General features: G+C 72.4%; 11 protein-coding genes. 7 read left to right on the plus strand and 4 right to left on the minus strand.

The window, feature by feature from the left end; genetic code table 11:
* The first annotated feature begins 204 nt into the window (after positions 1-204).
* Entirely contained in the window at positions 205-1,728 is a 1,524-nt protein-coding gene (locus WMF17_RS13120; RefSeq protein ID WP_437602381.1) for a cyclic nucleotide-binding domain-containing protein, read from the plus strand.
* 18 nt (positions 1,729-1,746) lie between these two features.
* Here WMF17_RS13120 and WMF17_RS13125 read toward each other — a convergent pair whose 3' ends face one another.
* Entirely contained in the window at positions 1,747-3,747 is a 2,001-nt protein-coding gene (locus WMF17_RS13125; protein WP_437649700.1) for a DUF1565 domain-containing protein, read from the minus strand.
* A gap of 879 nt (positions 3,748-4,626) precedes the next feature.
* Between WMF17_RS13125 and WMF17_RS13130 the strand changes: the two genes are divergently transcribed.
* The gene (locus WMF17_RS13130; protein ID WP_437602383.1) at positions 4,627-4,998 is read left to right on the plus strand and encodes a hypothetical protein; all 372 of its coding nucleotides are present in this window, start codon (positions 4,627-4,629) and stop codon (positions 4,996-4,998) included.
* Positions 4,999-5,169: 171 nt separating this feature from the next.
* Here WMF17_RS13130 and WMF17_RS13135 read toward each other — a convergent pair whose 3' ends face one another.
* Together WMF17_RS13135 and WMF17_RS13140 are read right to left on the minus strand one after the other, a co-directional pair.
* Positions 5,170-5,604 (minus strand): hypothetical protein, encoded by a 435-nt coding sequence (locus tag WMF17_RS13135; protein WP_437602384.1) that lies wholly within the window; start codon positions 5,602-5,604, stop codon positions 5,170-5,172.
* A gap of 229 nt (positions 5,605-5,833) precedes the next feature.
* Entirely contained in the window at positions 5,834-6,583 is a 750-nt protein-coding gene (locus WMF17_RS13140) for a hypothetical protein (RefSeq protein WP_437602385.1), read from the minus strand.
* Between the two features lie 111 nt (positions 6,584-6,694).
* On the opposite strand from WMF17_RS13140, the gene WMF17_RS13145 reads away from it, so the two are divergent.
* The 3 genes from WMF17_RS13145 (at position 6,695) to WMF17_RS13155 (ending at position 10,730) form a co-directional block, all read left to right on the plus strand.
* Positions 6,695-7,729 carry a 3-oxoacyl-ACP synthase III family protein gene (locus WMF17_RS13145; protein ID WP_437602386.1) on the plus strand — a complete coding sequence of 345 codons (1,035 nt, stop codon included), beginning with the start codon at positions 6,695-6,697 and terminating at the stop codon, positions 7,727-7,729.
* A 10-nt stretch (positions 7,730-7,739) separates the two neighbouring features.
* On the plus strand, positions 7,740-8,012 hold the full coding sequence (locus WMF17_RS13150) for a 3-oxoacyl-[acyl-carrier-protein] synthase III C-terminal domain-containing protein (RefSeq protein ID WP_437649702.1): 273 nt from the start codon (positions 7,740-7,742) through the stop codon (positions 8,010-8,012).
* 489 nt (positions 8,013-8,501) lie between these two features.
* Complete coding sequence (locus tag WMF17_RS13155; protein ID WP_437602387.1) at positions 8,502-10,730, plus strand: glycoside hydrolase family 3 N-terminal domain-containing protein; 2,229 nt, start codon at positions 8,502-8,504, stop codon at positions 10,728-10,730.
* A 102-nt stretch (positions 10,731-10,832) separates the two neighbouring features.
* Here WMF17_RS13155 and WMF17_RS13160 read toward each other — a convergent pair whose 3' ends face one another.
* Positions 10,833-11,369: a hypothetical protein gene (locus tag WMF17_RS13160; RefSeq protein ID WP_437602388.1), complete on the minus strand. Its 537-nt coding sequence runs from the start codon at positions 11,367-11,369 to the stop codon at positions 10,833-10,835.
* A 28-nt stretch (positions 11,370-11,397) separates the two neighbouring features.
* Here WMF17_RS13160 and WMF17_RS13165 point away from each other — a divergent pair, with 28 nt between their 5' ends.
* Positions 11,398-12,969 carry a hypothetical protein gene (locus tag WMF17_RS13165; protein ID WP_437602389.1) on the plus strand — a complete coding sequence of 524 codons (1,572 nt, stop codon included), beginning with the start codon at positions 11,398-11,400 and terminating at the stop codon, positions 12,967-12,969.
* Positions 12,970-12,971: 2 nt separating this feature from the next.
* On the plus strand, positions 12,972-13,757 hold the full coding sequence (locus WMF17_RS13170) for a hypothetical protein (protein WP_437602390.1): 786 nt from the start codon (positions 12,972-12,974) through the stop codon (positions 13,755-13,757).
* Positions 13,758-13,919 lie beyond the last annotated feature (162 nt).

The raw sequence follows: 13,919 nt of genomic DNA on the forward strand, positions 1-13,919 counted from the left end.
GCCACGTCTCCGGCGAAAAGAGGGCGGTGAGGGGCACCGCGCCTCCAGTGCATGTGAGAGATTCTACGCCAGCGCGAACGCCGACGCGCCGCTCCGGACGCGCGCCCCTCCGCCCTGCCGACGACGAGGCGCGCCGTGACGCCCCCACCGCTCGCTCGCGACGCGGTTGTGACAGGGGCCGGCGGCGCTCTACCATCGGCCGCCATGCGGGGTGCCGCAACCATCTCGGACGTGCTCGTGCGGGTCGCGTCGTCGGGCGCCCTCGGGATCGGCATCGCCGCCGCGCTGCTCCTCGCGCTGCGGTTGCTGATGCCGCCAGCGCAGCGCGGGAAGCTGCGCCTGCCGGTCGCGCTGCTCGGCCTCCACGTGGCGGCGCTGCTCGCCCGGCTCCCGCTCGAGCCGACCTCGTCGCTTCGCGTGGGGCTCTCGGCCGTCGCGCTCTTCTTCCTCCTGACCGCGCTCGGTCGGGCCGCCTTCCTCCTCGTCGTCGACCTGATCTTCGTGGTGCGCCTCGGGCGGCCGATGTCCCGGATCATCCGCGACATCCTCCAGGGGCTCGTCTACGCGAGCGTCGCGCTCATCACGCTCCGCGCGGCGGGGGTCGAGCCGGGCTCGCTGCTCACCACCTCCGCGCTGCTCACCGCGGTGATCGGCCTGTCGCTCCAGGAGACGCTCGGGAACCTGTTCGCCGGGCTCGCGATCCAGGCGCAGCAGCCGTTCGAGGTGGGGGACTGGATCCAGATCGAGCCGGATCCTAGGCTCATCGGGCAGGTGGTCGAGATCAACTGGCGCGCGACAAAGGTCCTCACGAACGATCAGATCGAGTTGACGATCCCGAACGGCGCGCTCGCGAAGAGCACGATCCGGAACTTCACGAAGCCCACCGTGACCGCGCGGCGGACGATCGAGGTGCGGGGCCCCTACGACGTGTCGCCGCGGCTCGTGGAGCAAGCGCTGCTCGGCGCGGTGGCCTCCGCGCCGGGGGTGCTGCTCGCGCCGCCGCCCTTCGTGCTCGCGGCGAGGTTCGACGAGAGCAGCATCGGCTACCAGGTCTGCTTCTTCACCGACGACTTCGCCCGCCGCGACCGCGTCGATTCCGAGGTTCGTCAGCGGATCTGGTACGCGTTCCAGCGCGAGGGCATCGCGGTCCCGTTCCCCACCCGCACCGTCCGGATGGCCGAGACGTCGACCGAGTCGCAGGCGCGCAGCGCGGCCGACGAGCGGCAGCGCCGCCTGCTGTCGCTGCGCGTCGTCGACTTCCTCGCCGCGCTCCCGCCGCCGCTCCTCGACCAGCTCGCGAGGCTGTCGACGACCTGCAGCTACATGACCGGTGAGGTCGTGATCCGGCAGGGGGCCGCGGGGCACGAGCTGTTCATCGTGCAGTCGGGCGAGGTCTCGGTGATCGTGGGGCGGGAGGGCGGCAGCACGGCCGAGGTGGCGCGCCTCGGCCCGGGCAAGTTCTTCGGCGAGATGTCGCTGATGACCGGGGAGCCGCGCAGCGCGACCATCCAGGCGGTGATCGATTGCGAGCTCGTGAAGGTCGACAAGGAGGCTTTCCACGAGATCCTGGCGGCGGCGCCGGGCCTCGCCGAGAAGATCACCGAGGTGCTTGTCGCGCGCCAGTCAGCGCTCGACGAGAACGTGTCGGTGCGCCGCGCCCGCGCCGGCGCGGAGGAGGCCAAGACGACCGCGCTCCTCGGCAAGATCCGGCAATTCTTCTCGCTTTAGTTACACGGCGGGGGCGCGTCACGGGGCGGGCGCGGCGCTGCTCGGGACGGGGAGAGCGCCGGCGGTGACACGATCGCTCTCCTGGTTGCCCTCGAAGGTGTTGTCCTGCGAGAGCTTCGGCGCACGCGCGCCCTGAAGGACCAGGCCGAACCGGTTGCCCGTGGAGCGAGAGCGCGCGAGCGCACCGTGGCTGTCGCTGAAGAGCAGCCCGGCGCGCGCGCAGCCCTCCGCCTGCACCGAGCTCACCTGCGCCGCCGAGCGGAGGACGAGGAGGCCGTCGCCGATGTCCGGCACCGATTCCTCCTGCCCGCCGGCGCTCGGGGGGGAGAACGTCCCGCTCTCGACGCCCCGGATGACCGTGTCCTCCACCGTGCTCGGCGACGCGAGCAGCAGCATGCCCGCCACGCGGCTCTCCAGCACCGCCGACCTCCGGACGACGACCCCCGCCGCCCCGGCGCTCAGCAGGCCCACGCCGCCGGTGCCGTCGCGCTCCTCCGGCAGCGCGCGCTCGATGAGGCTGTCCGTGAGCTCGAGCTCCGCTCCCCGGGACGCGGCCACGCCGGCGACATGGGCCTCCAGGACATACGTCGACGCCAGCGTGGCCCGCGCGCCCTGCACCACCACGCCGGCTGCGCGATCCCGGTGGATCGGGCGCGCGCGCGTGCCCGCGATGACCACGCCCCTGGCCGAGAACGTCCCGCCCGACACGAACAGGCCCGCGTCGCCGGCCTGACGCACGAGGCTCGACGACAGCGAGAGCGCTCCGCCCCGCTGCTCGATGGCGTACCCGAGGCGGCCCTCCTCCGCGGTGGCCGCGCCCTGGAAGAGGGTCCCGGACACCTCGACCGCCGTGCCGGCGTCCGCGACCACGAGCTGCGCGTCGCACGCGCCGGACAGCACGCTGGACTCGAGCGTCGCGCGAGCGCCCTGCTCCACGATCACGCCGCCGGCCTCCAGCGCCCCCTCGGGCCGGGCGGCGATGAGGCTGCGCGTCGCCACGAGCTCGGCGCCGGAGCCCGTCACCAGCGCGCCCAGGCGGTGGTGGACGAGCGCGCTCGCGTCGAGCCTGAGCGTGCCCGCGTCGAGGAGCACGCCGACCGCATCGCTCGTCTCCGTCTGCAGGGCGGTGGCCTCCAGCAGGTTGCCCTCCGCGACCACCTCCGCGGCCTCGGAGGTGATCCGCAGGCTGACCGTGCCGTCGACCAGCGCGTTTTCCGTGAGCCGCGCGCGCGCCCCGGATGCGACCAGCACGTTCGTCCAGAGATCGCCCGTGCCCTCGCCCGCCCACGACGCCTGGACCAGGCTGCGCGACATGTCGAGGCTCGCGCCCGGGAGCGCGACGACGACGCCGTTGCCGCTCCCGCCCGTCACGCGGACGTCGCGCACCGATACCTCCGCTGCCTGGATGAACAGCCCGATGGAAGGGCTGATCACGCTCACGCCGCGCACGCCGGCGCCCTCGACGTCATGAATCCAGACCGCGCTGACGTTGCCGCTCGAATCGTCCTGCTCGCCCCGGAGCACGACCCGGGACGCGCAGCGCCCGACGAGCTCGATAGGCTTCATGATCTCGACCGGCTCGTCGTACTCGCCCTCGGCCAGGACGACGCGCCCCCCCGCCTGCGCCGCCGAGAGCGCGCCCGCCAGCGTCGTGAACGGCCTGTCCCGCGACCCGTCGCCGTCCCCACCCGCGTAGGTCAGATCGACATGGATGTCGCCGGGCACCTCGACGACTTGGCCCCACGGCCCCGCGCCGCAGCCGTCTGGGCCGTCGATGGAGATACACCCCTTCTGCGGGACCGCGAAGGTCCCTTCCGGGCACCTGGCCATGGTGGGATGACAGCCGCCGCCCTCCACGAACTCCGCCGCACAGCCGGGGATCCCGACTTCGACGCAACCCTCGTCCACCCTCGGGACCGTCCCGGGTGAACACTTCTCGAGCGCCGGACGGCAGAAGCCGTCCTCGCCGACGAAGTCGCCGGGGCAGCCCTGAATGCCCGCCGAGACACATCCGCTCACGCCGCTGAGTTGCCCCGGTGCACACCCGGGTCCGCCGGCGTCGTCCCCCGGCAGGTGAGAATACGGCGGGAGCTCGGAGCCCTCGCAACCGAGGAGCGACGCGGCGCACAGGCTGACAGTGAAAGAGAAGAGACACAGGAGCGCTGAGAGTCCAAGCTTTGCGCACAACACCCGATCAACGTAGCAGATGAGCCGACGCGCATGCCGGTAATGCGCTCTTTTCCTCGTCGCTCCCGGCCGCTCGAGACCGGACATTCACAGGCGTGACCCGGACAGCTGCACGTCGGCTCGCGCCCAGGCGCGCTCGAAGCGCTCGTGTGCGGCGGTTGCCTCCTCTTCCCTGCCCTGTGCGCGCAGGCTCTGCTCGAGGCCGCGGAGCGACAAGCCATTGTCGGGGTTCCGGGCCAGATCCTCCCGGTACGTCGCCTCGGCGTCGCGCGGGCGACCCGCCCTCGAGGAGCGCCGCGCCGAGCGTGTGGCGGACCGGCTCGGGCCGGCCGTCGAGCGTCCAGAGATCCCACGGGCGCAGGTCCATGAGCGCCTCGGCGAAGAGGGCGCTGGCATCGAGGTCGTCGGGGAAGCGGCGGGCGAGCTCGCACATTGCGCTCGCGTGGGCGCGATCGAGGGCCGTCCGCTGGAGCTCCGATCGACGCGGGCTCCGACGGTTGTACATCCCCTCGCGGGGTCGCTTTGCCTCGGCTCCGCTCTCCGGCGCGAGCGCGGAGGTCGAGCCGGACGACGGTCACGCACGCGCGATTCCCCACCGGCCGGGAAGGCAGCGCACAGAGGACACGGCGCGCGCCCGAGCCGATCCTCGCACCTGCTGCATCAGCGCGGTGTGCGATGGACGGACGGCGCGACTTGCGGCAACCTCGAGACATGACGACGTGCAGGGATGAAGCTCTTCGCTGGGTTCACCGCTACGCAATTGGCGGCGCTGCGTTCGCCGCGCTCCCGCTCCCGATCTCGACGTCCACCGGGCTCGTCGCGATCGAGACCCACATGATGGGGATGGTCGGCGAGATCTACGGCGAGACCGTCGGATCCGTGGCGACGACCGCCGCTGGCGGGAGCTTCGCGATCCTCGGGCAAGGCTTGAAATTCCTTGTCACCCGGGCCGTCGGCTTCGTCCCACTGATCGGGCCGGCCATCAAGATGGGCATCGCCGGGCTCACGATCGAGGCGATCGGCCGCGGCGTCGTGGGCCATTTCGAGCGCAAATATCCGGGCAAGCTCTTCCAGGAAAGGTGAGCTACCCGCGCGCGAGGGCCGCGCGCGGGACGGGGGCGCTGCGTGCGCGCAGCAGGTCGTCGCGGCGCGCGACAGGCCGGGAGGCCCGCGCACGGCACGCAACGCGCCGACGCGCTGCGCCCCCGGATCGTCCGGGCACGCCGCGCGCCGCCGCGTCGCTATCGATGTCCGTCAGCTCTCGCAGCCGCTGCAGGCAAGGGGACAGGTCCCGTTCACCGGCGCCTGGCAGTGCACGTCAGGCGCCTCGGCGCTGGTCCCGTAGTCGCAGCAGATCGTGCCGTCGTTGCAGCACGTCACCCCGCAGCAGATGCCCTCTTCGCACCCGAAGTCGGGGTCGCAGGGATCCTTGCACTCGCCCTGGATGCACGCCTGCGCCTCGGCGCAGCGCGTGTCGCACGAGCCGCAGTTGAGCGGATCGTTGGCCAGGTTGACGCAGGCCGGGCCACAGCACGAGAGCCCGGCCTCGCACGCGCACGCCATGCCTCCCGCGCCGCCGTCGCCGCCCGCGCTCGTCGTGGAGACGGTGGTGGTCGTCCCGACGTCCTCCCCGCCCGCGCCCCCGCCGGAGGAGCTCGATACGCTGATGTAGTTCGGCAGAACGTTCACGGTGCCCGGGTCCGCTTCACATCCAGCAACGGCGAACAACGCGGCCAACGACACCAATGCGATCACCCGATGACAGGGCATGAGCACCTCCAAACCAACCATGACACTACCACGGCGGGTCGCGGTCACACGAGGAGTATGGCGCAGGACGCGCGGCGCGCGCCCTGTGCACTGCGTCGCGCGGGGCGCGCCGCGCGTGACGCGGGCGAACGCAGCAGCGCCTGCCACATCAGGGGTTGATGAGCTTGCAATCCGACAAGAGCCCCGTGTACCAGTCATCGGTCCGGTCGAGCCATGCGCCCTCGCTGGTCCAGCGGATGCCGGGCCGCTTCATCTTGCCTTCGACGGTGTAGGTGCACTTCACCGCAAACCGTGCGGACGGCAGCTTGCCCGCGGTGAGGGCGGGCTCGCTCCAGAGGCCGGCGGCGAGGAACTGGACGCGGTCGGTCGTGGTGTAAGGACGGAGCAGCTTCTTGTCGTCCGCATCCCCCTTGGACCAGCCCTTGGTGGCCGACTCGAACGCACAGTGCCGGCCGGCGACCTCTTCGGCCGACCAGCAAGCGAGCTCCTTGATGTCGCTGGACACCAGGGTGACCTCGACCTGCGCCTTGTCCCCGGGCTTCCACTTGGGGCCGGCCGCGCCGGGCGCGGGCTCGCGCCCGAAGTAGGCGAAGGCCGCGGCCAGGCCGCCGATGATGATCAGGAACAGGATCATGCTCTTGCCGAGCGATCCGCCCTGCGGTTGGGTGGCCGCTCGCGGCCGCGCCCCGGGCTTCTTGCCCGCCGGGCGCCGGGCGGCGCCTGCCTGCTTCGCCGGGCGCGAGGCCCTGGCGGGGCTGGCGGGGGCCGCTGCGTCGGCGCGGGCATCGGCGCGGCCCTCGCCGTCGTCCTCCTCCCTGCTGGTGTCCTGCGCGTCGGCCTCGCCGGAAGGTGCGTCGTCCGTGTCGGGGCGGTCTTTGTCTTCGGAGCTCGTAGCCATCGCGGCGCTTTATGTACCGGAGCGCGTCCGCGACTCAAGCATTCCGTGTACCGGGCCCGGCGCTCGATCGCCGGTCCCAACGCGCAGCCCATGATGTAGGCTGCGCTCCCAATGACTTTCGATGCCAGAAATCCCCGCGCGCGCATCCTCGGCACAGGCCGCTCCCTGCCGCTCGCCGCCCCGGAGAGCGCCGCGCCCGCAGGCGCGCCGCCGGCGGACGGCGCGGCGCGCGACGCGAGCGCGGGGGGCGGCGCGCCTGCGGGCGCCCGCGCGGAGGACGCGCGGCGCCGCGGCCCGGCCGGCGAGACGACGAGCGATCTGGCGACGAGGGCGGCGAAGGCGGCCCTCGACGCGGCCGGCCTCGGGCCGCGCGACCTCGAGATGATCATCCTCGCCACGTCGAGCGGCGACGCGCCGATGCCGGCGACGGCGGTGTACGTGCAGCAGAAGCTCGGCGCAGAGCTCATCCCGTCGTTCGACCTCTCCGCGTCGCTGACGGGTCTCCTCTACGGGCTGTCGGTGGCGACCCAGTTCGTCACGGCGGGGACCATGAAGCACGTCCTCGTGATCGGCGCGGACCTGCTCTCGCGCCGCATGGATCCGCGCGATCGGGCCTCGGCCCAGCTCTTCGGCGACGGCGCCGGCGCGGTCGTGGTCGGGCCGGCGGCCGGCGACGGGCGCGGGATCCTGAGCGTCAGCCTCCGGGCCGACGGGAAGAGGGCCGACGTGCTCCAGGTGCCCGGCGGTGGATCCGCGGAGCCGCTCACGCTCGAGCGGCTCGCCGACCGGCGGCAGTACCTGCGCGTGAAGCAGCCCGAGCTGCGGCAGGCGGCGGAGGAGCACCTCGGCGCGCAGGCCCTCGCGGCGCTCGGGGCGGCCGGGCTCGCGCCCGCGGACATCGACTGGGTGATCCCGCACCACGCCGACCCCCAGCTCGCGGCGCACCTCGCCGATCGCCTCGGGTGCCCGCGGCAGCGCGTCCTCGGCGCGCTCGACGGCGAGGGCGCGGCCGGCGCCAACGCCGGCTCGGTCGCCGCGGTGCTCGACGAGGCGCTCCGCGACGGGCGGATCCTGCCCGGGCATCACGTGCTGCTCTGCGCGCTCGGCGGCGGGCTCACGTGGGGCAGCGCGGTCGTCCGCATGTGATCCGACCGGGGTGAGGTCGAGCGCGGCCCGCCCGGCGCGCGCGTCGATGCGGCGCGCCCCGGGCTTCGCTGAACGGCTGCTCGACGCCGATCGCCTCGGGTGCCCGCGGCAGCGCGTCCTCGGCGCGCTCGACGGCGAGGGCGCGGCCGGCGCCAACGCCGGCTCGGTCGCCGCGGTGCTCGACGAGGCGCTCCGCGACGGGCGGATCCTGCCCGGGCATCACGTGCTGCTCTGCGCGCTCGGCGGCGGGCTCACGTGGGGCAGCGCGGTCGTCCGCATGTGATCCGACCGGGGTGAGGTCGAGCGCGGCCCGCCCGGCGCGCGCGTCGATGCGGCGCGCCCCGGGCTTCGCTGAACGGCTGCTCGACGGCGGAGCGCGCGCAGCAGGTGTCGTCGCGCGCGACGTCCTCCGCGTACGCCGCGACCTCCGCGATGGACGCTGCGGGGCCACGCGTGCCCGGCTCGGCCTCGAGCCGCTCGTGCCAGAGCGTCCCGACCCGCGCGACGGCCAGCGCGCTCAGCGCGGGCGCGCGGGGTTGAGCGCGGGCGCGCGGGGCTGGAGGATGCAGAGCTCGCCGCCCGCCGCCGCGGGGGAGCGAGGCTGTCACGGCAGAAGCGATGACGCGCGCGGCGGCGGTCGAGCGCAGGGCGCGCGATCGTCTGTTGTGCTCACCCAGCCTCGCACGCCCGGCCCTGCACGGTAGAAGTCCCCCGTCTTGCGCCAGTGGGGGGACCTGTTATCGTGCGCCCTTCGTCCTGTTCAGGAGAACTCATGATCGACGCTCCCCTTTACAAAGATGCCAAGCAACCCGTGGGCAAGCGGGTGGAAGACCTCCTGAGTCGGATGACCCTGGACGAGAAGATCGGCCAGCTCATGCAGCTGGACGCGCAGGGAGATCTCGAGGACGCGATCGGGCGCATGAAGGTCGGCAGCCTCCTGCACTGCAACGGGAAGGACGCGGACGCGGCGATAACGCGCGCGCTGGGCACCCGGCTCGGCATTCCGGTGCTGATGGCCGATGACGGGATTCATGGTCACTCCTTCTGGGCGGGCGCCACGATCTTCCCGACGCAGCTCGGCATGGCGTGCAGCTGGGACACAGGCCTTCTGGAGCAGGTCGCCCGGGTCACCGCCGCCGAGATGCGGGCGACAGGGCTCAAGTGGACGTTCTCTCCTGTCCTGTGCCTGACGCGTGATCTGCGCTGGGGCAGGGTGGGGGAGACGTTCGGCGAGGATCCCTACCTCATCGGGGAGCTCGCGTGCGCGATGGTCAAGGGCTATCAGGGGAAGGGCCTCGACGATCCGGACGCGGTGCTGGCCACGGCAAAGCACTACGCGGGCTACTCGGAGACGCTGGGCGGCCGTGACGCGTCGGAGGCGAACATCTCGCGGCGCTACCTGCGCTCCTATTTCCTGCCGCCCTTCGAGAAGGCCGCGCAGAGCGGCTGCATGGCGTTCATGACAGGATATCAGTCCATGGACGGGATACCGGCCACCGCCAACCGCTGGCTCCTGACCGAGGTCCTCAAGGAGGAGTGGGGCTTCGCGGGGATCGTCGTGACCGACTGGAACAACGTGGCCAATCTCGTGCTCGATCAGAAGGTCTGCAAGGACATGGCCGAGGCGGCCACGGTGGCGATCCGGAGCGGCAACGACCTGATGATGGCGACCCCGCAGTTCCATGAGGGGGCGCAGGAGGCGGTGCGCCGCGGGCTCCTGGCCGAGGCCGAGATCGACGCGGTGGTGCGGCGCGTCCTCTCGCTCAAGTTCTCCCTCGGGCTCTTCGAGGACCCCGGGTACAGCAGCGAGCGGCGGATCGAGGAGATCATCGGGTGCGCGGCCCACCGGGAGCTCAACCTGGAGGTGGCGCGGGCGTCGCTTGTGCTGCTGAAGAACGACGGCCTCTTGCCGCTCGCGGACGGCGCGGGCTCCCCGGCGGCGAGCGACGCCGCTCGCGGGGCGGGCGCGGCGCCGGGGCCCTTGCGGCGGATCGCGGTGATCGGTCCCAACGCGGACGACCCGATCGCCCAGCTGGGCGACTGGTCGCTCGGGTCGGGCCAGATGAGCGGCGGCAACGGCCCCCAGCACCCTCGCTCGAGCATCGTCACGATCATGGAGGGGATACGGGAGCTCGCTCCCTCGGGGTGCGAGGTCGTCCATGCTGCGGGGTGCTCGGTCGTCAGCGAGGACGAGTCGGACATCCCCGTGGCGGTCGAGCTGGCCCGGGGCGCCGACGTGGTGGTCCTGGTCCTCGGGGATCGGATCGAGCTCATCGGCGAGACGAAGAGCACGGCGACCCTGGAGCTCATGGGCGGGCAAAGGGCCCTGGCGGACGCGATTGCCAGGACGGGCGTGCCCACGGTCGTGGTCCTCGTCAACAGCAAGCCGCTGGTGATGCCGCGCTCGGTGCTCGGCACGTCGGCCATCGTCGAGGCGTTCAATCCGGGGATGATGGGCGGGCGGGCGGTGGCCGAGGCGCTGTTCGGGCGGATCAACCCCTCGGGCAAGCTGACGATCTCGTTTCCCTACCACGTGGGCCAGCAGCCGGTGTTTTACAACCAGGCCCGCGGCCAGCACGGGAGCCGCTACGCCGACCTCACGCAGGAGCCGGCGTTCGCGTTCGGCTTTGGCCTGAGCTACACGCGCTTTGCGTACAGCGACCTGAAGGTCCTGACGCCCAGCGTGGGGCGAGGCGGCGTGGCCTCCTTCGAGGTGACGATCACCAACACAGGAGAGCGCGAGGGCGTCGAGATCGCCCAGCTGTACATCGAAGATCGGGTGACGTCGTCCACGTGGGCGCTGAAGGAGCTCAAGGCGTTTCGCCGGCTGCGCCTGGCCGCGGGCGAGGCGCGCACGGCGCGGTTCGACGTCCCCGCATCGGCGCTGTCCCTGATCGACGCCGAGGGGCGCCGCGTGGTGGAGCCGGGGGAGTTCCGCGTCCACATCGGCTCGTCGTCCCGGCCACAGGACCTGCTGAGCGCCGGCTTCGACGTGGCGTAGAGCATGAGGACGTGTGAAACGTCTCCGGGCCAATGACAGCCCCACCCTTCCGACGGCCTCCGGTAGATACGGGGGCTAGACGACGTTCAACGGCTCGATGCTCTAGCGCCGCCCTGCGCTCTCCGGCCGCGCCCCGGGTCCGGCCGCCGCCGCCGGCTGGCCGCTCATGTCCTGCGGCGTGGGCAGGTACTCGAGCGTCACCCATGTCTCGCCCCCCGCCGCGCGCAGCGCCCCGCGGTACAGGTGGTAGTCCACCGATTCGAACGTGGCCGTGACGGTCTCGGCCGCGGCGCCCGGCGCGGGGGCGAACGTGCCCTCGAACCGGATGCTGCGGTGATCGATCGGGGTCAGCGCCCCCTCGATGCGCCGGGGCTCCCCGACGCTCTCGAGCCGCCGCCCGCCATCGCCCGGATCGATGATCCGGCACGGGAGCCGCGGCTCCTCGCGGTCGCCGTGGTGGAACCGGCAGAAGAACTCGCCGGCCCTCACCTCGAAGAGAGGCCGCTCCGGCGGGCTGATCCCCCGCGAGTCCACGAGCGCCGCCGTGGAGGGCCGGGCCGCGGCGCAGCCCACGAGACCGACCAGCGCGAGCCCGGGCAGAGACCAGGGATGACCGAATGCCGTATTCTCCCGCGGCATCTCGGCTATTCTAGATGCCGCCCGGCCGATGTCGACCCCACGCAAGCGCACGCGCCTCGGGCCTGGCTCGCCAGCGCCCGTCCTGCTCGTCGCGCTCCTCGCGGGGTGCGCCGCCAGCCCGAGCAGCGCCCCCGGTCATCCGGACCGCGCGGCGCTCGCCGGGAGCAGGCCCGCGGCGCAGCGAGGCCAGGTGCCTGTGACGGTCACGGCCGACCGCGGCGCCCTGCGCGACGGCATCGTCTCCCTCGGCGTGCCGTTCCCGTCCGGCGTGCTCCTCGACCCGGCGCACCTCCGCGTCGTCGACCCCGCCGGCGCTGAGGTGAGCCTCCACGCCGCCTCGATCGCGACCTGGCCCGCGGACGGCTCGCAGCGCGCCGTGCTGGTGGCGTGGCGCGCCTCCCTGGACGAGGGCGCCTCGGCGACCTTCTCCCTGGAGTACGGCGCGCCGGGCCGCCGCGACGCCGGCGCGCTCGCGCCCAGCCCGGACGGCCCCGCGGTCGCCCGGCTGCCGCCGTCCTGGTACGCGAGGAGCCGCGTGATCGGCTACCAGATCACCGCGGACCAGAACACGGCGTTCAAGGTCTGGGAGGACAAGAGCGAGCGCTACCTCGCCGAGATGACGCCCGCCTGGCAGGCCTATGGCATCGGCTGCGGCGCGACGGCCATGGAGCGCACCTATTACGACGCGCCACACGCGCTGTTCCAGCGCTTCATCCACCACGGCACGCCCGGCGCGTACCGGCGCGCGCGCGAGGAGTCGACCTGGTACCGCGGGAACGAGCTCCGCTGGTTCGCGGGCGGCGAGGTGGCCCTCTACGCGTGCGCCGATCGCTGGGACCCGGCGACGCCCATGGCCTGGAGGCACCTGCGCAACATGCTCGGCCAGGGGATGCTCGACGACTACCTGCTCACGGGCGATCCGCAGGCGCTCCGCGCGCTCCGCGGGCTGGGCGAGGCGTACCTGCGGAACCTGCCCGCCCTGAGGGCAGGGGACAAGCCGCAGATCAAGGGCACCGAGCGCAACCTCGCGTGGACGCTGATGGGCCTCGCCAGCTACTACGCGGTCGAGCCGCGCCCCGACGTGCGCGAGGCCCTCGTCGCGCTGATCGGCACGGCCTTCGAGTGGCAGCGCGCGAGCCGGAGCGGCGCCTTCGAGCACGACATCCACGCTCCGGATCCCGAGGAGTGCGGGCGGGGCCCGCGCGGGGGCTCGCCGTTCATGACCTCGCTGCTCGTCGAGGGCCTGATGGACGCGTGGCTGCTCCTCCGCGATCCGCGCGTCCCCGAGGTCGTGGTCAGGGCCGCGGCGTGGTACCGCGACCACGCGATCAACCGCGATGGGGTCGCCTTCCAGTATCTCTGGGGCTGCGAGGACGTCGCGTACCAGAGCAGCGCGTGGGGGACGCTCAACCTGCTCATCTCGCACGTCTTCGGCGCGGCTTATCTGGTCTCGGGCGACACGTCGTGGCTCGACTTCGGCGATCGCATCGCCCGCCACGGCATCGATCACCTCTATGCCGGCCGCCCGAAGAACTGGACCCAGGGCACGCGCGGCTTCCTGAAGTACATGGGCTACCGCGCAGAGGGCCGTTCTCCCTAGCCATGCTGAACACCCTTCTCCGCCTCTCCCCGCTTCGCCCCGCCGTTCGCCTCGAGACCGTGCAGCGGCGCGACTTCACCGAGCAGCGCCTGCGCGAGCTCCACGCCCTCGCGAGCGCGCTCATGGCCGAGGACTTCGATCACTTCCGCGTCCACGCCGAGACAAACGATGTCGTTCATGTCTTCCGCCGCGTCGACTCGGGGGTGATCGTCGGATTCCAGTTCTGGAAGACCGCGCCCCTCGCCCTGCCGCGCAGCCGGGCCATCGTCGGCGGGAAGCTGCGGATCTCGCCCGAATTCCGGACCCGCGGGCTGCACCTCGCCTCCGGACTCCTGTTCTTGATCGAGACGAAGCGCCGCGCGCCGCGGACTCGCCTCTACCGGCTCTCGCTCGCCAGCCTCTTCGGGTTCGTCTCCATCACCGAGGCGCTCGCGCGCTACGAGCTCTTCGATCCGAAGCGCCGGGGCACCGCGGAGGACGAGGCCGTGCGCGAGGCGCTCCTCACGCTCGCCAGGGAGAGCGACTACCGCGTGGACGACGAGACCGGCCTCGTCTTCGTCGACATCTTCATCACCGAGGAGACGCTGCGCCGCTATCCAGCGCGCTACTTCGACCGCCCGGCCGCGAGGCGTTACGCCGCGGTCAACCCGGGCTTCCGCACGAACGGCTGCTACGTCGGCTTCTGGTTCCGCTTCACCGGCGATAACCTCCTCGCCATGACCCGCGCGGTCGTGAGGAAGCTCTTCCGCCAGGTCGCCCCCGTCAATCCGCCGCCCGACGCTCGATAGCGTATCGCGATGGTCCTGCAGAACAGGCGGCCATCCAATCCGGCCACCATGGGGTGGTGGGGGCATTTGCCCGGAGAGATGTCACATGAAGTCGGGAAGGCGGGAAGATCATTGACGATTTCCTTCCTGCCTTCCCGCCTTCGGGGGCAAATCGCCCCCCGC

This window comes from Sorangium sp. So ce362, from assembly GCF_051519845.1.
GTDB lineage: Bacteria > Myxococcota_A > Polyangia > Polyangiales > Polyangiaceae > Sorangium.

Excerpts from the sequence above, each read along its gene's own strand:
- WMF17_RS13120 (WP_437602381.1), top strand. The coding sequence starts at position 205 with ATGCGGGGTGCCGCAACCATCTCGGACGTGCTCGTGCGGGTCGCGTCG.
- WMF17_RS13130 (WP_437602383.1), top strand. The coding sequence starts at position 4,627 with ATGACGACGTGCAGGGATGAAGCTCTTCGCTGGGTTCACCGCTACGCA.
- WMF17_RS13140 (WP_437602385.1), bottom strand. The coding sequence starts at position 6,583 with ATGGCTACGAGCTCCGAAGACAAAGACCGCCCCGACACGGACGACGCA.
- WMF17_RS13145 (WP_437602386.1), top strand. The coding sequence starts at position 6,695 with ATGACTTTCGATGCCAGAAATCCCCGCGCGCGCATCCTCGGCACAGGC.
- WMF17_RS13155 (WP_437602387.1), top strand. The coding sequence starts at position 8,502 with ATGATCGACGCTCCCCTTTACAAAGATGCCAAGCAACCCGTGGGCAAG.
- WMF17_RS13160 (WP_437602388.1), bottom strand. The coding sequence starts at position 11,369 with ATGCCGCGGGAGAATACGGCATTCGGTCATCCCTGGTCTCTGCCCGGG.
- WMF17_RS13165 (WP_437602389.1), top strand. The coding sequence starts at position 11,398 with ATGTCGACCCCACGCAAGCGCACGCGCCTCGGGCCTGGCTCGCCAGCG.
- WMF17_RS13170 (WP_437602390.1), top strand. The coding sequence starts at position 12,972 with ATGCTGAACACCCTTCTCCGCCTCTCCCCGCTTCGCCCCGCCGTTCGC.